The organism is Pareuzebyella sediminis (assembly GCF_008367235.1).
In the GTDB taxonomy this organism is placed as follows: Bacteria; Bacteroidota; Bacteroidia; order Flavobacteriales; family Flavobacteriaceae; genus Pareuzebyella; species Pareuzebyella sediminis.
Genome location: NZ_VTZS01000002.1, coordinates 802,950 through 818,069 on the forward strand (window position 1 = coordinate 802,950; position 15,120 = coordinate 818,069).

9 protein-coding genes are annotated in these 15,120 nt (G+C 42.7%); all 9 read left to right on the top strand.

Annotated elements, in window-relative coordinates; genetic code table 11:
- Positions 1-186 carry a DUF5908 family protein gene (locus tag F2B13_RS10070; RefSeq protein WP_149274953.1) on the top strand — a complete coding sequence of 62 codons (186 nt, stop codon included), beginning with the start codon at positions 1-3 and terminating at the stop codon, positions 184-186.
- On the top strand, positions 186-878 hold the full coding sequence (locus F2B13_RS10075) for a CIS tube protein (protein WP_149274954.1): 693 nt from the start codon (positions 186-188) through the stop codon (positions 876-878). Before F2B13_RS10070 ends, F2B13_RS10075 begins: the two co-directional genes overlap by 1 nt.
- Positions 875-2,620: a type VI secretion system tip protein VgrG gene (gene vgrG / locus F2B13_RS10080; protein WP_149304092.1), complete on the top strand. Its 1,746-nt coding sequence runs from the start codon at positions 875-877 to the stop codon at positions 2,618-2,620. The genes F2B13_RS10075 and vgrG overlap by 4 nt, the downstream gene beginning before the upstream one ends.
- A 5-nt stretch (positions 2,621-2,625) precedes the next feature.
- The gene (locus F2B13_RS10085) at positions 2,626-2,910 is read left to right on the top strand and encodes a PAAR domain-containing protein (RefSeq protein ID WP_149304093.1); all 285 of its coding nucleotides are present in this window, start codon (positions 2,626-2,628) and stop codon (positions 2,908-2,910) included.
- A 10-nt stretch (positions 2,911-2,920) separates the two neighbouring features.
- Positions 2,921-3,364 carry a GPW/gp25 family protein gene (locus F2B13_RS10090; RefSeq protein ID WP_149274957.1) on the top strand — a complete coding sequence of 148 codons (444 nt, stop codon included), beginning with the start codon at positions 2,921-2,923 and terminating at the stop codon, positions 3,362-3,364.
- Between the two features lies 1 nt (position 3,365).
- Positions 3,366-7,115, top strand: a complete 3,750-nt coding sequence (locus F2B13_RS20425) for a baseplate J/gp47 family protein (RefSeq protein ID WP_198440103.1) — start codon at positions 3,366-3,368, stop codon at positions 7,113-7,115.
- Entirely contained in the window at positions 7,108-10,083 is a 2,976-nt protein-coding gene (locus F2B13_RS10100; RefSeq protein ID WP_149304094.1) for a hypothetical protein, read from the top strand. Before F2B13_RS20425 ends, F2B13_RS10100 begins: the two co-directional genes overlap by 8 nt.
- A gap of 11 nt (positions 10,084-10,094) precedes the next feature.
- A complete protein-coding gene (locus F2B13_RS20635; RefSeq protein ID WP_232625218.1) occupies positions 10,095-13,514 on the top strand; it encodes a carboxypeptidase-like regulatory domain-containing protein in 3,420 nt (1,139 codons plus the stop codon).
- Between the two features lie 190 nt (positions 13,515-13,704).
- Entirely contained in the window at positions 13,705-15,117 is a 1,413-nt protein-coding gene (locus F2B13_RS10110) for a contractile injection system tape measure protein (RefSeq protein ID WP_149304095.1), read from the top strand.
- The last annotated feature ends 3 nt before the right edge of the window (positions 15,118-15,120 follow it).

Genomic DNA, 15,120 nt, shown 5'->3' on the forward strand with positions numbered 1-15,120 from the left:
ATGAGCCTAAAAATCAATAATCTAAAAGTGAACGTTACCGTAAATCAACCTAAATCCGAAGGCGGCGAAGGAAGCAGTACCCCGGTTTCTGAGCAGGATGCAGGTAAAAAGGGCGATTCCGAAAAAGTAGCCAAAGATGTTCTGGAGCAACTGCTACAAATACTAAATAATAAAAGCGAACGATAATGGCTCTCGGTAAAATTGAAAAGTTACGAATCATTGCATTTAAAAATGCAGATTATTCCGACCCACCCGCAGATCAGGTAACCTATACCGCCATGTTAAATCCGGAGAGTTACTCGCTGGATTACAAGGTAGAATACCAAGATGGGCAAGGACAGGGAACCAGCAGTTCTCAACAGCGCTTTTCAGTCGTAAAACCAGGAGAATTTGCATGCGAATGGCTTATAGACAGTACCGGAATTATTGATGATAACCCGAGGGAATCCATAGAAGATGATATTACCGAACTCCGAGATCTACTATTAAAATATGAAGGTGACATTCACGAACCCAAACACTTTCAGATACTTTGGGGAAGTCTTTTGTTCAAAGGGCGCTGTACAGGATTGAATATCAATATAAAACTGTTCAATCCCGACGGAAAACCTATCCGTGCACTCTGTAAAGTAACGTTTACCGGTAGTGTGGAAGATAACCTAAGAACCGCCGAGGAGCGAAGGGAATCCCCCGACATGACCCACTATCGCTTGATCCAATCCGGAGATACATTGCCTATGTTGTGCTATAAAATTTATGGAAACTCCGGTTACTACTTACAGGTAGCCCAAGTAAACAAACTATCCAGTTTTAGAAAACTGGAGCCCGGAACAGAACTATTTTTTCCACCTATTGAAAAAAACACCCCTGTAGCATGAGCGAAGTACACACTATACCTAGTACGGCACCAAAATCGGTCTCCACCTTTACCATATTGTTGGACGGGAATAAAATGTCAGATCAGTTCAAGGTCATGAGCATCGTGGTGCAAAAGGAAATCAATAGCATTACGAAGGCGACCATCTTATTGCAAGACGGTTCGGCAGCAGAACAGGGCTTTACCACCAGTAATACTGAAGAACTCATCCCGGGAAAGCAAATTGAAATTCAGGCAGGGTACCAAAACGATGAAGAAACCATATTTAAGGGAATAACCATAAAACATAGTATCAAAGTACGAAAGAACGTCTCAGTATTAGTGGTCGAATGTAGGCACGAGGCCATCAAAATGACCACAAAACTCAAGAACAACTATTTCCATGATATGAAAGATGACGAGGTAGCAGACCAATTATGCCGAGACCACGGTCTTAATTTGGAGAGCGATACCGCGCGATTTACACACAAAGAACTGGTGCAATTCAATTGTACGGATTGGGATTTCATCGCTTGCCGTGCCGAGGAAAACGGGTATTGGATCACCACTTTTGAAGGCACAAAAATTGGATTTAAGGCACCGGACTTCGCTCAACAACCTATACTGACCCTCGCCTATGGTGCGACAATCAAAGAGCTTGATGCCGAAATAGATGCAAGAAACCAATTTGAAGCACTTAAATCTGTAAGCTGGAACCCCGCCGATCAAGAAACCATTAATACTGAAGCACAAGATCCTGGTGTGCCGGCAATTGGAAACATAGAGGCGACCGACTTAGCCACGGCCACGGCGAATAGCGAATTGGAGCTAAGGCATTCCGCCTTGCAAGAAACAGAACTACAAACTTGGGCCAACGGTATATTACAAAAACAACGCCTTTCCAAAATTAGGGGGAAACTTAAAATAGACGGTATTCATTCCCCCCTGCCTGGTCAGTTGATCGAGCTTCAGAACGTTGGCGAACGCTTTGAAGGAAAGGTAATGGTGACCGGGGTACGTCACCATATCGAAAAAGGGAACTGGGAAACTTTTATCCAGTTTGGGGAGTCTACCGAGCGTTTTTCCGAAAAATTCAAGTTAGAACAGCCTTTGGCTGGCGGATTATTACCCGCTGTTCGAGGTTTACAAATAGGAGTGGTCACAAACCTTGAAGACCCCGACGGCGAAGAGCGCATTCAAGTAAGATTGCCTATGGTACATGAGAGTGATGAGGGTGCTTGGATGCGCCTGTGTAGTTTGGATGCCGGAGAAAATCGAGGATGGGTTTTACGCCCGGAGATCGATGATGAGGTCATCGTTGGATTTCTAAATGCCGATCCCCGTTTTGGGGTAATTCTTGGCAAGGTGCATAGCAGTAAAAATACGGCACCTTTTACAGCGACAAACGATAATCATGAGAAGGGATATCAATCGAGGGAAGCATTAAAACTGGTATTCAATGACGACAAAAAATCGATTTTACTCGAAACACCGGGGGGGCACAAATTTAGTATGAGCGATGATGAAGGAAGTATTTCTATGGAAGATAGCAATGGCAACAAATTGGTGATGAACAGTGACGGAATTGAGATAGAAAGTATAAAGGATATCAAGATGAATGCATCCGTACATCTTAAAATGGAATCGGGGGCCAATGCTGAAATCAGTGGCGGTGCCATGGCGAAATTCGAGGGTAGCGCCGGAGCGGAGCTGTCCTCAGGGGGCGCAACCACGGTGAAGGGAAGTATTTTACAATTAAACTGAATGAAATGGGAGCACCAGCAGCTAGAGTAGGAGATTTTCATGTTTGTCCGATGGTAACGGGCGTCGTTCCTCATGTAGGAGGCCCGATTTCTATGGGAAGTACGGTTTTGATTGCCGGTATGCCGGCAGCAAGGGTAGGTGATATGTGTACCTGTATAGGGCCTCCTGATACCATTATTGCAGGCTCGTCGACAGTGATGATAGAAGGTAAACCAGCTGCTCGAATGGGGGATTCAACAGCACATGGAGGAACTATTGTCGCAGGGGCTCCAACGGTTTTAATAGGATAAAGAAACAAATATGGATACGGCAAGAGATTTTATTGGGATAGGATGGAGTTTTCCTCCAACGTTCAACAGGGAAACCGGGAAAGTGGAAACCACAAAGCTATACGACGATATACAAAAGAGTCTGGAGATTCTTCTGACCACCCGTCCCGGAGAAAGGGTAATGCAACCCAAGTATGGATGTCATATGGAACCCTTAATATTTGAATCATTGGATACCGGAACAAAAACCCTCATTAAGGAACGCATACGGACCGCAATACTTTATTTTGAACCGCGCATCGAAGCCAAGAAAATTACCTTTGACGATTCAAGACAGAATGAGGGCGTCTTGTTGATCTCTTTAGAATATATAGTAAGCGCAACAAATAGTAGGTTCAATTTTGTGTTCCCTTTCTATAGTACGGAAGCCACAGAAATCAATATTCTGACCACCAACCACCCATTAGCAGTTTAGAATGAGCGATTGTTCCGAAAATAGAAATCCATTGGTTAGAAATGGCACCAGTCAAGGGCAGCGGGCGTTGGATAAATTGAGTCCGACTTCAGTTGAAATTCTGGATAAATCTACCGAAGATTGGATGGTTTGGGCCAGTCTGCTCTCCGACCATATTTCCTATACTTCTTTAAAGAATACGCAGGTCGGTACCATGAAACCGTTCTTTGCTTCTAATGTGAGCTCAAAATTGGCGATGGTGGCAAGCTATCCTCCCGAAATTTTAGCGCAATCCATTCGAGAATTATTGTTTTACATTGAAACAGAGGATACTCTTTTGGAAGAAAAATTCAGTTATCTCTTCGATATTATTTTATCCTATTTCTCTATCATCGATGCATTGGTCAAAGCCACTGTGACCGACAAGGAGTATCATACCCTTCTTTTGAACCATATACGAGCCAAGTTGGTTCCCTTGACCAATAGAACTTTCAGTTACTACAAAACAGCACTGCTAGAAGTTCCACTTCCAAAACTCGTAGTTGATAGTAATGGCCTTGACCTCCATATTTTTCTGCAACCCGTTACCGCACATCAAGAACTGGTAGCCAGCAATTTGAATGGTTTAGCGGCATTTTGGTATCCCAATGCCCCGGATTTCGGTACCTATTTCAGTAGCATACCCGAAGATGACACCATTTTTGGAGGTATGATAAGTATTGGTGACCGAATTAAGTATGTGGCGCAACACAACTTTTTTACCAGTATTCTAGATCAATTGGTCGCATCGTCAACTTTTGTGACACAACTATCCAAAAAATATATCGACAAATACCTAACGGATTGGCCCCACCATGAACCCAATTACGCGCTGTATCTTAGTTGGTTGCAGTTGCTGAAAGGAACTAAGGCACATTTGAACGAGCTTACCGGTAGGCATTTGGATTTTTATTACAAACAGGTACTGCAGCTTAAACCCTTGGCACAGCAACCCGATAGTGCCTTTTTGGCAATGGAATTGAATAAGGTAACCGCCTCGTACGTTCTTAAGGATAATACGGTCTTTATGGGGCCTAAAGATGAGAACGGTGATACCATTACCTATGAGAGTATTCGAGAAACTGTGCTGAACAAGGCAAAAATAAAGCATCTTTTAGGGTTGTATTATGGCGGAGTAGATGATGACATAGCCTCCGAAATGAATAATAGAAGGCTGTTTGCTGCACCCATAATCAATAGTGCCGATGGTATGGGAGTCGAATTCTCTGATGATGTGATTTCTTGGCACCCTTTCCATATTAAAACCTATGCCAACGGTGAATTGGCAAGCATTAACATGCCCAAGGCCGAAGTTGGCTTTGCCATTGCCTCGCACTACCTAAGATTAAAGGAGGGTCTTCGGGAGATCGTGATGACGTTGACCCTGAGCAAGGCGATAACTTTGGGAGAAACCGACTACAAAGCGTATATCACCGTAGAAAAAGAATGGCTGGCTTTAGATACTTCAACTACCCAAACTGCTAACGGCGCATTGAACACGATGCGCTTTACCTTCACAATTCCTGGGGACGAGGATCCTATTGTTGCCTATAACCCAGAGGTGCACATGGGCAGTCTTACCGCCACCGAACCTGTGTTGAAAATCATATTGGAACATAAAGATACTTCGTCATTCCTTTATGATACCTTGAGTGGGGCGCTTGTCTACAATGTTGATTTGAAGGTAGGTGCAGGTGAAATCAACAATGTATATAATGAGAATGGAATCAAAAGTCTGGAATTACATAACGATGCAAGCCCGTTGAACCCTTCCAAGCCCTTTCATCCTTGGGGACCTGAACCTACTATCGGTAATTCATTTATAATCGGAAGTGATGAAATTTTCTATAAAGAAGGAGCCAAAATACAATTGAATTTCAAGTGGAAGGATTATCCCTTAAGTAGTACTGGCAGTGTTGCTCTTGGGTCTATAGATTTTGACAACTATTCGACGGTACCTTACAATTCCTTTAATAGTGTTAATGTGCCTGAAAGTATTCCTAATGTAAAAATACATAAGCTAAGCAAAAATAAATGGGAGTTGCTATCAAATGAGGAGAACGTGTTTATCTCACCGGTAACTTCACAAGTGTCCGAAGAGGTGGCATTCAAAATTGATTTGTCTCAAGCCACTGAAAAAGAAGTATTTCTGTCAAAAGAAAAACCATGGCAAACCTATGGCGCGAACTCTAGTAATGGCTTTATAAAAGTGAGCCTTATTAATGATTTTGGCCATAGGGATTATTACAACGCCCTCATAAATTTTTCTAAGAATGAAACGGCAACGAATGCACCTAGATACCCCTATAAACCTACTTTGGCCTCTTTCTCCATTGGTTATGAGGCGAGTTCTAGCCTTGATCTAACTGACCCTGATAAAACTATTTTTGCCCAAAGGCCCTTGGAGTTTTTTCATATCGGTCCGTTTGGGGATAGCGAACAACACCGCGTACTACAACATGCCACACCACGGTTAGTTAGCAAATTGATAGTTAAAACCGAGGGAAGTTTCAAAGCCCAAGGCAGTTTGTTCATTGGCTTGGAAAATTTGTTGCCCGGAGATACGCAGTCGATGCTATTTCAACTACAGGAAGGGAGCGAAGACCCTCTATTGGAAAAACCGGAGCCCCATTTAAAATGGCAATACTTAAAGGCCCATACTATTTGGGAAGATCTGCCCGATGACAATGTGGGCGATAACACCAGTGGTCTAATCGAGTCGGGACTTATAAATTTCATAATTCCCAAAGATGCGGCTTTGGAACATACTGCCTTTGAGAGCAACCTTATCTGGATTCGTTGCTACGTCACTGAAGCACCAAATGCGGTAGCAAAGGTTATAGGAATCTACCCCAATGCGATTCGGGTAGAGCGTATCATCCCTGACCAAACAGAATACGATACCATGACTACCTCGGCTGGCGAAATTAAAAAACTTTTGATACCCGATGCAAAAGTCAAAAAAGTCGAACAGCCCTATACCAGTTTTAACGGAAAGCCTAGAGAACCGGACGAGGCTTTTTACATAAGAGCCTCAGAGCGTTTGCGCCATAAAGACAGGGCGATTACCATTTGGGATTATGAGCGCTTGGTATTGCAGGCCTTTCCAGAAATTTACAAGGCAAAATGCTTGAACCACACAAAAATAGGAGGATCCCTTAGCGAGGGCAATTTGGTATACAACGAAGTGGCTCCTGGGCATGTTTCGGTAATCACTATACCCAACCTTGCAAATCGAAATGACATTGACCCCTTAAAACCCTATACCAAAAAAAGTACGTTAAAAGACATCGAAAATTTTTTGGCCGAACGAAGCTCATGCCAAGTACAAATTCATACAGCCCAACCTGATTTTGAAGAAGTAAAGGTGAAATGCCTGATTACCCTTCGCGACGCATTTCCTGATACGAATTATTACAAAGAAGTAATACAGAAAGATATCTTGAATTTTTTAAGTCCGTGGGCGTTTACCGCTGACACCGACCTCAATTTTGGAGGCAGGGTGCACCAATCAGTGCTAATCGACTTTATAGAAGAACTTCCCTACGTCGATTTTCTAACCGATTTTGAATTGATACATATAAAGTCTAACGGAGAAGTCGTCAAAGTAGATGAAGTCATCGCATCTACGGGTCGCTCCATATTGGTGTCCGTACCCGCAATAAAACATGACCTAACGGTGCAGCTAAAAGCACCTGAAACCATTCTAGAAGTAGACTGTACCGATGAATGAGCATATTACCATATTAAAGAACCCCAATTTCAGGGAGAGCCAAGATTATCAGGCGCTTCGCAAAAGCGGGATTGAACTAATCGAAAAACTAGGTAGTACCTACTGGACCGATTATAATATTCACGACCCGGGTATTACTTTGCTCGAGCTGCTTTGTTTTGCGCAGACGGAGGTAGGGTTTAAATTGGGTTTTTCAATAGAGGATTTATTAGCGTACCGTACCGATCAGGAGGTGAAATGGGATCATCAGTGTTTCTATACCGCCCGTGAAATACTTACGGTCAATCCGTTCACCAATAACGACTGGCGCAAAGTGGTCGTTGATCAAGTGGGTATTGCGAACGCTTGGATGCAATGCACTCCCTGCCCCTGTCATCCAGATTTTTATGGAGATTGTAAGGACGGCGTGTTGACCTATGAAGAAACAGAACACCCAATTCACATAAAAGGGTTTTGGGATGCGCTCTTAGAGTTGGAAGTAGACTCTCAATACGGGGACCTTAACGGAGGAAAGATATTCCATACCTTTTCATTTGTTGCAAACCAGTACAGGGCCGTTGCGGAAATCAGGTTTAGCCCATGGCACAAGGCACAGCTTAACGCGGCCTTGACGACCATCATAAAGGAGGATGATATTGCCTCCCTAACCATTGAATTGACGGGTTACAATTTAGATGTAGCCGATGCGGTTTTCTATAAGGCACTTCGAAATCCGCTACGGGTAGATGTTACCTATAAAGTAAGTAATTCTGATGCAACGCTAGAAGAAGACATCGTTTTAACCGAGTTGCCCGTAAAAATTTGGTTTAAATCGGACGATGGCCGAGAGTTTATCCAGAAAAGTGATATTAGGGCCGTATTTGACGATGTGGGCGCAACCGGACCCTTTAGTCAGTACCTCTACCAACTAAAAAAGGCAGATGAAGCCGTTCAAAATGCAAAAGCGATATTGAATGCATACCGAAACTTGGCAGAGGATTATTGCACCATCACCACAGTACCGATTGTAGATGTAGGATTATGTGCGGATATCGAGATGACCGCAGATGCCGATATTGAAGCAGTGCTTGGGGAGGCGTATTATCAGATTATCGAATACCTGAATCCTGTGGTGAAGTTTTACACGTTGAGCGAATTACTCACAGATGGGAAATACACCGAGGAAATTTTCCAAGGTCCAAAGTTGACCCATGGATTTGTTTTAGATGAGGAATTGAACGATTCGAACCTAAGAACTACCCTATATACTTCGGATATCATCAATATTTTGATGGATATCGAGGGGATCGAAGCCGTCAAAAATATTGCGATTACCCGGTATGACGAGGCTGGTAATTTGGTGGAATCGCAACCTTGGGAATTGAAAATCCCTTTAGGTCATCAACCAAGGCTCTATATCCATGCTTCAAAAGTATTGGTTTTTAAAGACGATCTCCCTTTTCTTCCCTTTCAAGACGAACTGCACGATACCCTACAATTATGGCGGGGTGTTCGACAGCAGAGCAAAGTAGTTCAAACAGAAAATGACCTAGCGGTACCTGAAGGAACTTATATTGATCAAAATGGCCATTATCCCATGCACTACCATTTACCGGAAACCTATGGTGTGGGACCTCATGGATTAAAGGAGCCATCAACAGTGCAACAAAAGGCCCAAACAAAACAACTGAAAGCATACCTCCTCATATTTGAACATTTGCTGTCCGTTTTTCTAAAGCAACTGGAACAGTTTAAGGATATCCTATCTATTGACCCTACCATATCCAAAAGTTATTTTGCCGGTCTTTTTACGGAGGAAGAAATAAAGGGAGTGTCAGACTTTTATGTAGATATCGATGATGCAGCCTTTCATGGTTTATTAGAAGACCGTAACCAATTTCGCGATCGCAGAAACGGTTTTTTAGATCATTTGTTAGCTCGTTTTGCCGAATCGTTTAGCGATTATGCCTTAATGCTCTACCAAGCATATGGTACCGAAGACAAAGCTGAAGAGGAGCTCATTTTTGACAAGATCAACTTTTTGGAAAAATTTCCCGTTATCTCTGCCAATAGGGCCAAAGCTTTTAATTACAAAGACGAAAGTCATGTATGTCATCCGGACAATAGTCCGGGATTGGCCGAAAGAATCAAAGTGCTGTTGGGCTTGAATGGTGCGAATTCTTTCGTCTACTACGACCTGCAAAAGAACACCGACGGAAAATGGGAGGGCAATTGGCACCTAACCAATGATTTAGACGAGCTTCTATTAAGCGGAATAGAATTAACCGATGTAGATCAAGAATACGATTTGAGAAATCAGCTAAAGAATGCCGTAAAACTGGCTCTGGAACAACTTGCCTTAAAAACACATCTAACCGTGGTTGCCGCTGGAGTTGAATTTGAGGTGCAGCTAGAAAACAACGACGGTGAACTGATTGCCGTTTCCCCGTATACCTATGCCTTACAAGCCGATGCCGATAATGCACATGATGAAATTGAAGATTTTATAGACCGAATAATTCTGAGCGAAAAGGTTTTTGTTGTAGAACATATTTTACTCCGACCCAGAAATGTGGGCGATCCATTTCTTCCTGTCTGTATTCCGAAAGATTGCAATTTGTGTGGGGAGGAAGATCCCTATTCCTTTAGGATTACAGTAGTCCTGAATGGGGAGCAGGGTGTGGCCAACGGCGGTATCGCTTTTAGAAGATTCGCCGAAAAGACAATTCGCTTGGAGACACCCGCCCACCTAGGTGTAAAAATTTGCTGGGTTTCGGAAGAACAACTCTTGGAGTTTGAGACGGCCTACTGTGATTGGTTAGGTGAATTGGCAAAAGAAGAACCAAACGAAATCGATTTGCAGAACAAACTAGTAACGTTAATAGCAATTTTTGAAAACTTAAAAAGTGTATACCCCCAAGCCACCTTGCATGACTGTGAAGACGGGGATGATGAAAACAGGGTTCGGTTGAACAACACTATCATTTAAAAGACAATATTATGGCACAATCTATTGAACATGATCGGTACCCAAAATTTGTAGCAGATCAAGTGCTGACCGAAAAAAGTCTGAATCAAATGTTTGGCTATTTGGAGGAGCGGCAGCGACTTACAAGAACCACACTTATTGGTATTGGGGTGATGTGCGGCATGCGGGTGAGTGTAAATGATACGCGTACCTCCCTGACCATATCACATGGAGTAGGTGTGACTTCAATGGGGTATCTAGTTCCTTTTCCAGAAACTACGTATACACTGTACAACGATGAGTTTTCCGCGGAGGTAGAAATCATGTATCCGCCCTTTATCGATGAAAGTACCCAGACCCAAAAATTTCCCTTGCATCTATTGCATAACGACTTTGCTGCGGAGGTGCAAAAACCACTTAATGCCGACTTTTTGGAAGACAAGGTGGTGGTCATTTTTGTTGAATTATTGAAGGTTGACAATAAAAACTGCGATCCAGATTCTTGCGATGACAAAGGCTGCACTATTGAAGTTACCCACAGACCTCTTTTGGTGGCCCAAGAAGATATTGGCGACCTTATTTTCGGAGATAACGATCTTCCCTTCCTGAATGAGCCTGCATGTATCGAATGGCCAGCATTAAAAATGCCTAAATACAATGTGCCGGCTACATTACTATTGAGTTCCCCGGCGATTCTCAGAAATTTTTTAGAGGTGCTTAACCGTGATTTTATTTCTAATATTGAAACAGTTTTAGGAGCTGCGTATGCCTCTTTTGGGTACTATATTGAGGATGAGTTTCCGAACAATCCCTTTTCAGATTTTAGAAATTCCTTTGCCTTTTTGTTCAATGGCAACATTAACGGCGAGCAACTGTTGCACGTACAGTATTACTATGATTTTTTCTCGGATTTAATTTTGGCTTACGAAGAACTACGTACATTGTGCAATGAGTGCCTTTCCATATGTTGTCCCAATGAGGAACTCTTTCCTAGGCACTTGATTCTTGGTAATGCCGTTCCGTCACCAGATGAATTTAGGCATCACTGGATTCCCTCGCCAGCCTTTTCATGTGGCGGGTGTTCTGAAGGTCGTATACGGTTTCTTTTGAAAAAGATAGCCTTACTCGTTCGAAAATTGAATATCCCTAGAAACACTTTTATAGGTTCCAATCAGCCAGCAAACATAAGAATTACCCCTAGTAGCTATGGTAATATACCACTTTCCGAAAAGGCGATTCCATTTTACTATGATATTGTAAATGCACCGGATGAATTATACAACAACTGGAATTTTAAGAAAACAAAACTCAAAAAAGGGGATACCAATTTATCGTTCGATGCTGCCCAGTATAATTCTTCCCCCTACGTGAACAATCCTCTGAACTATGACTTGGAACCTTATAATTTTTTAAGGGTGGAGGGTCACGTGGGTATGAATTGGAAAAATGCGCTGGCCCAGGTTAAACAAATTAGATATGAAAAGCGCTTGCCTATCGATGTAGTAGCCTTGAACGGCGATATCTTTGCGCTTATTCAAAGTTTGCTTACCAGTGCCAACAGCTTGATCGATATCATTTCGGGCAATAAAGAGATAGTAGGTGAAGTACGTTGCTATTTTGCGGACATTGAGTCGCAATATGACGCTCATGCAGCAGAATTGCGTTGTACCATTACCAAGGTAATGGCCTTTTTCTACAATTTTCCGGTACTTGGTACTGACGGTGGTATCATGGGAACAACCAACATTCCGGAATCGGAGCTCATTCGTATCGGTTTTCCCTCATATCGTACCAAAACGAATACGTACGGAGAGATATTCGATGCACAATACCCAGCACAAAGAAATACACCTTATATAAGTTATGAGGCTTTAGTAAGTATGAACGGGTTTAAAAATCCGGATGGGTCGGTCAACAAAGCGGCGGCTGGCCTCATTCCATATGCCTTGATGTATTATATGGAAAAAATCCATGAAGCTTTACCGGATGGTTTACTTCTCTTGAAACCCAATGTGCTAAATGAACGCCTGGACGATGCTGCTCAACTCGCGGCATTTACAACCTTGGCTTTCGATTTGGCAGGAATCGATTTACCGGCCTCTTTGGAAGGGTCTTTAGATGCTGTTATACGGATATGCAAAGGGGAGGTGTTCAAAGTGCTCTACCGGAATTTCCTTATCAACTATGTGCTTTTTATAGCGAATCAAACCTTTGCGCTTTACGCTTTCAAAAACCCTGGAGTGCAACACAAAGCAGGTGTTACCGTAGGAGGCACACTTATACTGGTATACAACGACAAACCGGAAATAAGAGGGCTCACCAGACGAGTTACCGGAACCGTACGATCGGTGACGGGAGCTCCCCTTCCTGGGGTTAGTGTTGTTGAAAAAGGAACTTCCAATGGCACACAAACTGATTTTGATGGCAATTTTACTATGACCACGACGGGGCAAAACCCGATACTTGTAGTTTCATTCGTTGGGTATAGCACCCAAGAAGTACCCGCGAACGCTTCCAAAACACAGCTAATTGTCTTGTCACCTACGACCCGATCCCGCACCTCCACTAATTTTACAGCCGCCGAAGCGGCCCGTGGAGAACCGCCTCGGGGTTTTACGGCCAACCGGGTCAATATGAACGCCACCAATCCTATTATGGATTTAAGAAAGAGCAATGAATCGGTGAAAGCGGCCGGGCTGAACGATATTTTTGAAATCATCGATAGAGCGGATGACAAAGATGTTTCGGACCAAGAATTGGCAGCATTGATAAACCAGTTTCCCGAAGGTACGGTTATCGCTGATTTCTTTGTGCCGAATATGTGTAGGTCTTCGTGCAATCCTTTGAATTTTATGGTCGTAAATGCCGAAGACCTTCCGGAAACTCCCCCTCCAACACCCCCGACCGAAACGAATTCGGAACCATTACCATTCATTAACCTTAAATGGGGAATGCAAAGAAGACGCTACGACTCCCTGGTGCAATACCCCTCAGATAATGCTATCAGCAGCAGAACACCTCCAAACGAAGTAAATATATCCGGTCAGGTACATTTGATGGAAGTTAATTTTCAGGGTGATAGCGACAAATGGTTGCAACAAAATCCCATTTTACATTTATTCAGATACAAGCCCAAGAAAAGAATCGATGATCCTGCAAATGCAGGTTTTAGGAAAGAAGCGGCCATCACACTTGAGTACTACAAGCGTCAAAATGAATTTAATGTAACGAGCAATCCAATGATGATAGATATTAAACCTGATCGTTATTTTTCAGGAACAGAAAGGAATGCCAGGATTCAACCAATGGGACTCAACTCACCCAACCACAATATGTACTTTTATTTGGTATTATCGATTGAAAAAGATGGAGAGACGATTTTTGGAGAACCCTCCAAGATATTTAAAATAACAGTCAATGAAAGAAACTTATTTAGCTTTCATATAAGCTAAATGATAACGATTGGAGCTTCGTGCTCCTTTTTTGAGAGGGCCTTTACGAAGGCCTGGCCACTTGGGGCTATCCCTTTTGGTATAAGGTGTACAATGAAAATTGTCCCCTAAAAGGGCCTTTACGAAGGCCTAATCCTCAGGGAAGATGTGCAAATGCACATCTTCTCGAGGATATTTAATTCTGCATCAAATGAATGTAACCCACAATTTAAATACGATCAATAATGCCGTTCTAAACTTTGAGCTAGAAACTTTAGAATCAAAAATGGGAGGGAGTTCCGATTTTGTGTCATGGGCCAAATCCAACATTTTGGAGGCCATTGATCATCATGCGGATAACTTGACCGATGCCCATACCTTTGTAGAAATCCCGGATTTGGAAATAGCATTGAACCTCAAAGAAGGGTTGGATTTTTTCAAGGATTCCTTGGCTATACAAGCAAGTATTTGGGACCAAGTATACAATGCCCTTAAAATAGCCATTAAGAAAAAAGAGAGTACCGCTGTTTCTGCACAGCACTATTGGGCCAATGTTATTTTTGACTATCTCAAAACGGGACAAGTACGGGAGTCTTATGAAACAGAAGATTGGAATGCCCTGGTGTCAGCTTTTTTTGAAGAACTTTTGGTCAACGACGAACTGAGGAAACAATGGTTGGCAGCTATTAAAACCCAAAGTGTCTTTGTGCGATTTTTTAGATTGCGAAGTCAAGGGTTGCAAGATGAGTTAATAGCAAGTTTGACCGGTGAAAAAGATGCAGGCAAGCTCACAAAAGACGTTTTAAAATTAGTGTCCGACCATCCCGAATATTTTCGGTCACCCCTTTCCATCATGAATTTTTACCATACCCTTTTTGGATTGGTATCCACCACTGAACAATCTGTAACGGAACTCCTTTCTAAAGTTTTAAGGAAGTATATGATTCCGAATAAAATACAGGGTTTGACTATTGATGTTCCAAAGGAGATTGAATCAGTGGTCGCATTGTTGGTCAAGGATGGTTTGAACCTGAAGGAAATAAAGGGGGCCATACCTGAAAAATCGGCAACCACTTCACAGACGCAGGAGCATGAAACGCATCGGGAATGGGAAGTCTTGGATGAAGGAGCGCACATATCACAAGCCGGATTGGTGTTGCTAGCCCCTTTCCTTACTCCATTTTTAAAAAATATAGGGTATGTAGATGAAAAAGGGGAGCGCGTTAGTCCGCTTAAAATACCGATTATATTACACTATTTGGCGACTGGCGAAACAAAAGCCCCGGAATGGAAATTGACGCTGCCCAAAATACTTGCGGGATTGCGGCCCGGACAGCATTGCGATATCAGTCTAAGACCATCCCCAAAACTAATTGAAAAAATAGAAGAGCTTCTTAACGCTGTCATTGGGCATTGGGAGGCATTAAAAAATACAAGTCCTGATGGACTTAGAACCACATTTTTGAACCGAGGAGGGATGCTAAGGTCTAAGAACGGATTTTACTACCTCACTATCAAAGAGCAAACAGTAGATATTTTGCTCAATTATGTTTCATGGAATTATTCCACGGTGCGATTTAACTGGATGAACCAAATTCTTTTTGTAGAGTGGATTAAAAAATAACGA

Excerpts from the sequence above, each read along its gene's own strand:
- F2B13_RS10070 (WP_149274953.1), top strand. The coding sequence starts at position 1 with ATGAGCCTAAAAATCAATAATCTAAAAGTGAACGTTACCGTAAATCAA.
- F2B13_RS10075 (WP_149274954.1), top strand. The coding sequence starts at position 186 with ATGGCTCTCGGTAAAATTGAAAAGTTACGAATCATTGCATTTAAAAAT.
- vgrG (WP_149304092.1), top strand. The coding sequence starts at position 875 with ATGAGCGAAGTACACACTATACCTAGTACGGCACCAAAATCGGTCTCC.
- F2B13_RS10085 (WP_149304093.1), top strand. The coding sequence starts at position 2,626 with ATGGGAGCACCAGCAGCTAGAGTAGGAGATTTTCATGTTTGTCCGATG.
- F2B13_RS10090 (WP_149274957.1), top strand. The coding sequence starts at position 2,921 with ATGGATACGGCAAGAGATTTTATTGGGATAGGATGGAGTTTTCCTCCA.
- F2B13_RS20425 (WP_198440103.1), top strand. The coding sequence starts at position 3,366 with ATGAGCGATTGTTCCGAAAATAGAAATCCATTGGTTAGAAATGGCACC.
- F2B13_RS10100 (WP_149304094.1), top strand. The coding sequence starts at position 7,108 with ATGAATGAGCATATTACCATATTAAAGAACCCCAATTTCAGGGAGAGC.
- F2B13_RS20635 (WP_232625218.1), top strand. The coding sequence starts at position 10,095 with ATGGCACAATCTATTGAACATGATCGGTACCCAAAATTTGTAGCAGAT.
- F2B13_RS10110 (WP_149304095.1), top strand. The coding sequence starts at position 13,705 with ATGAATGTAACCCACAATTTAAATACGATCAATAATGCCGTTCTAAAC.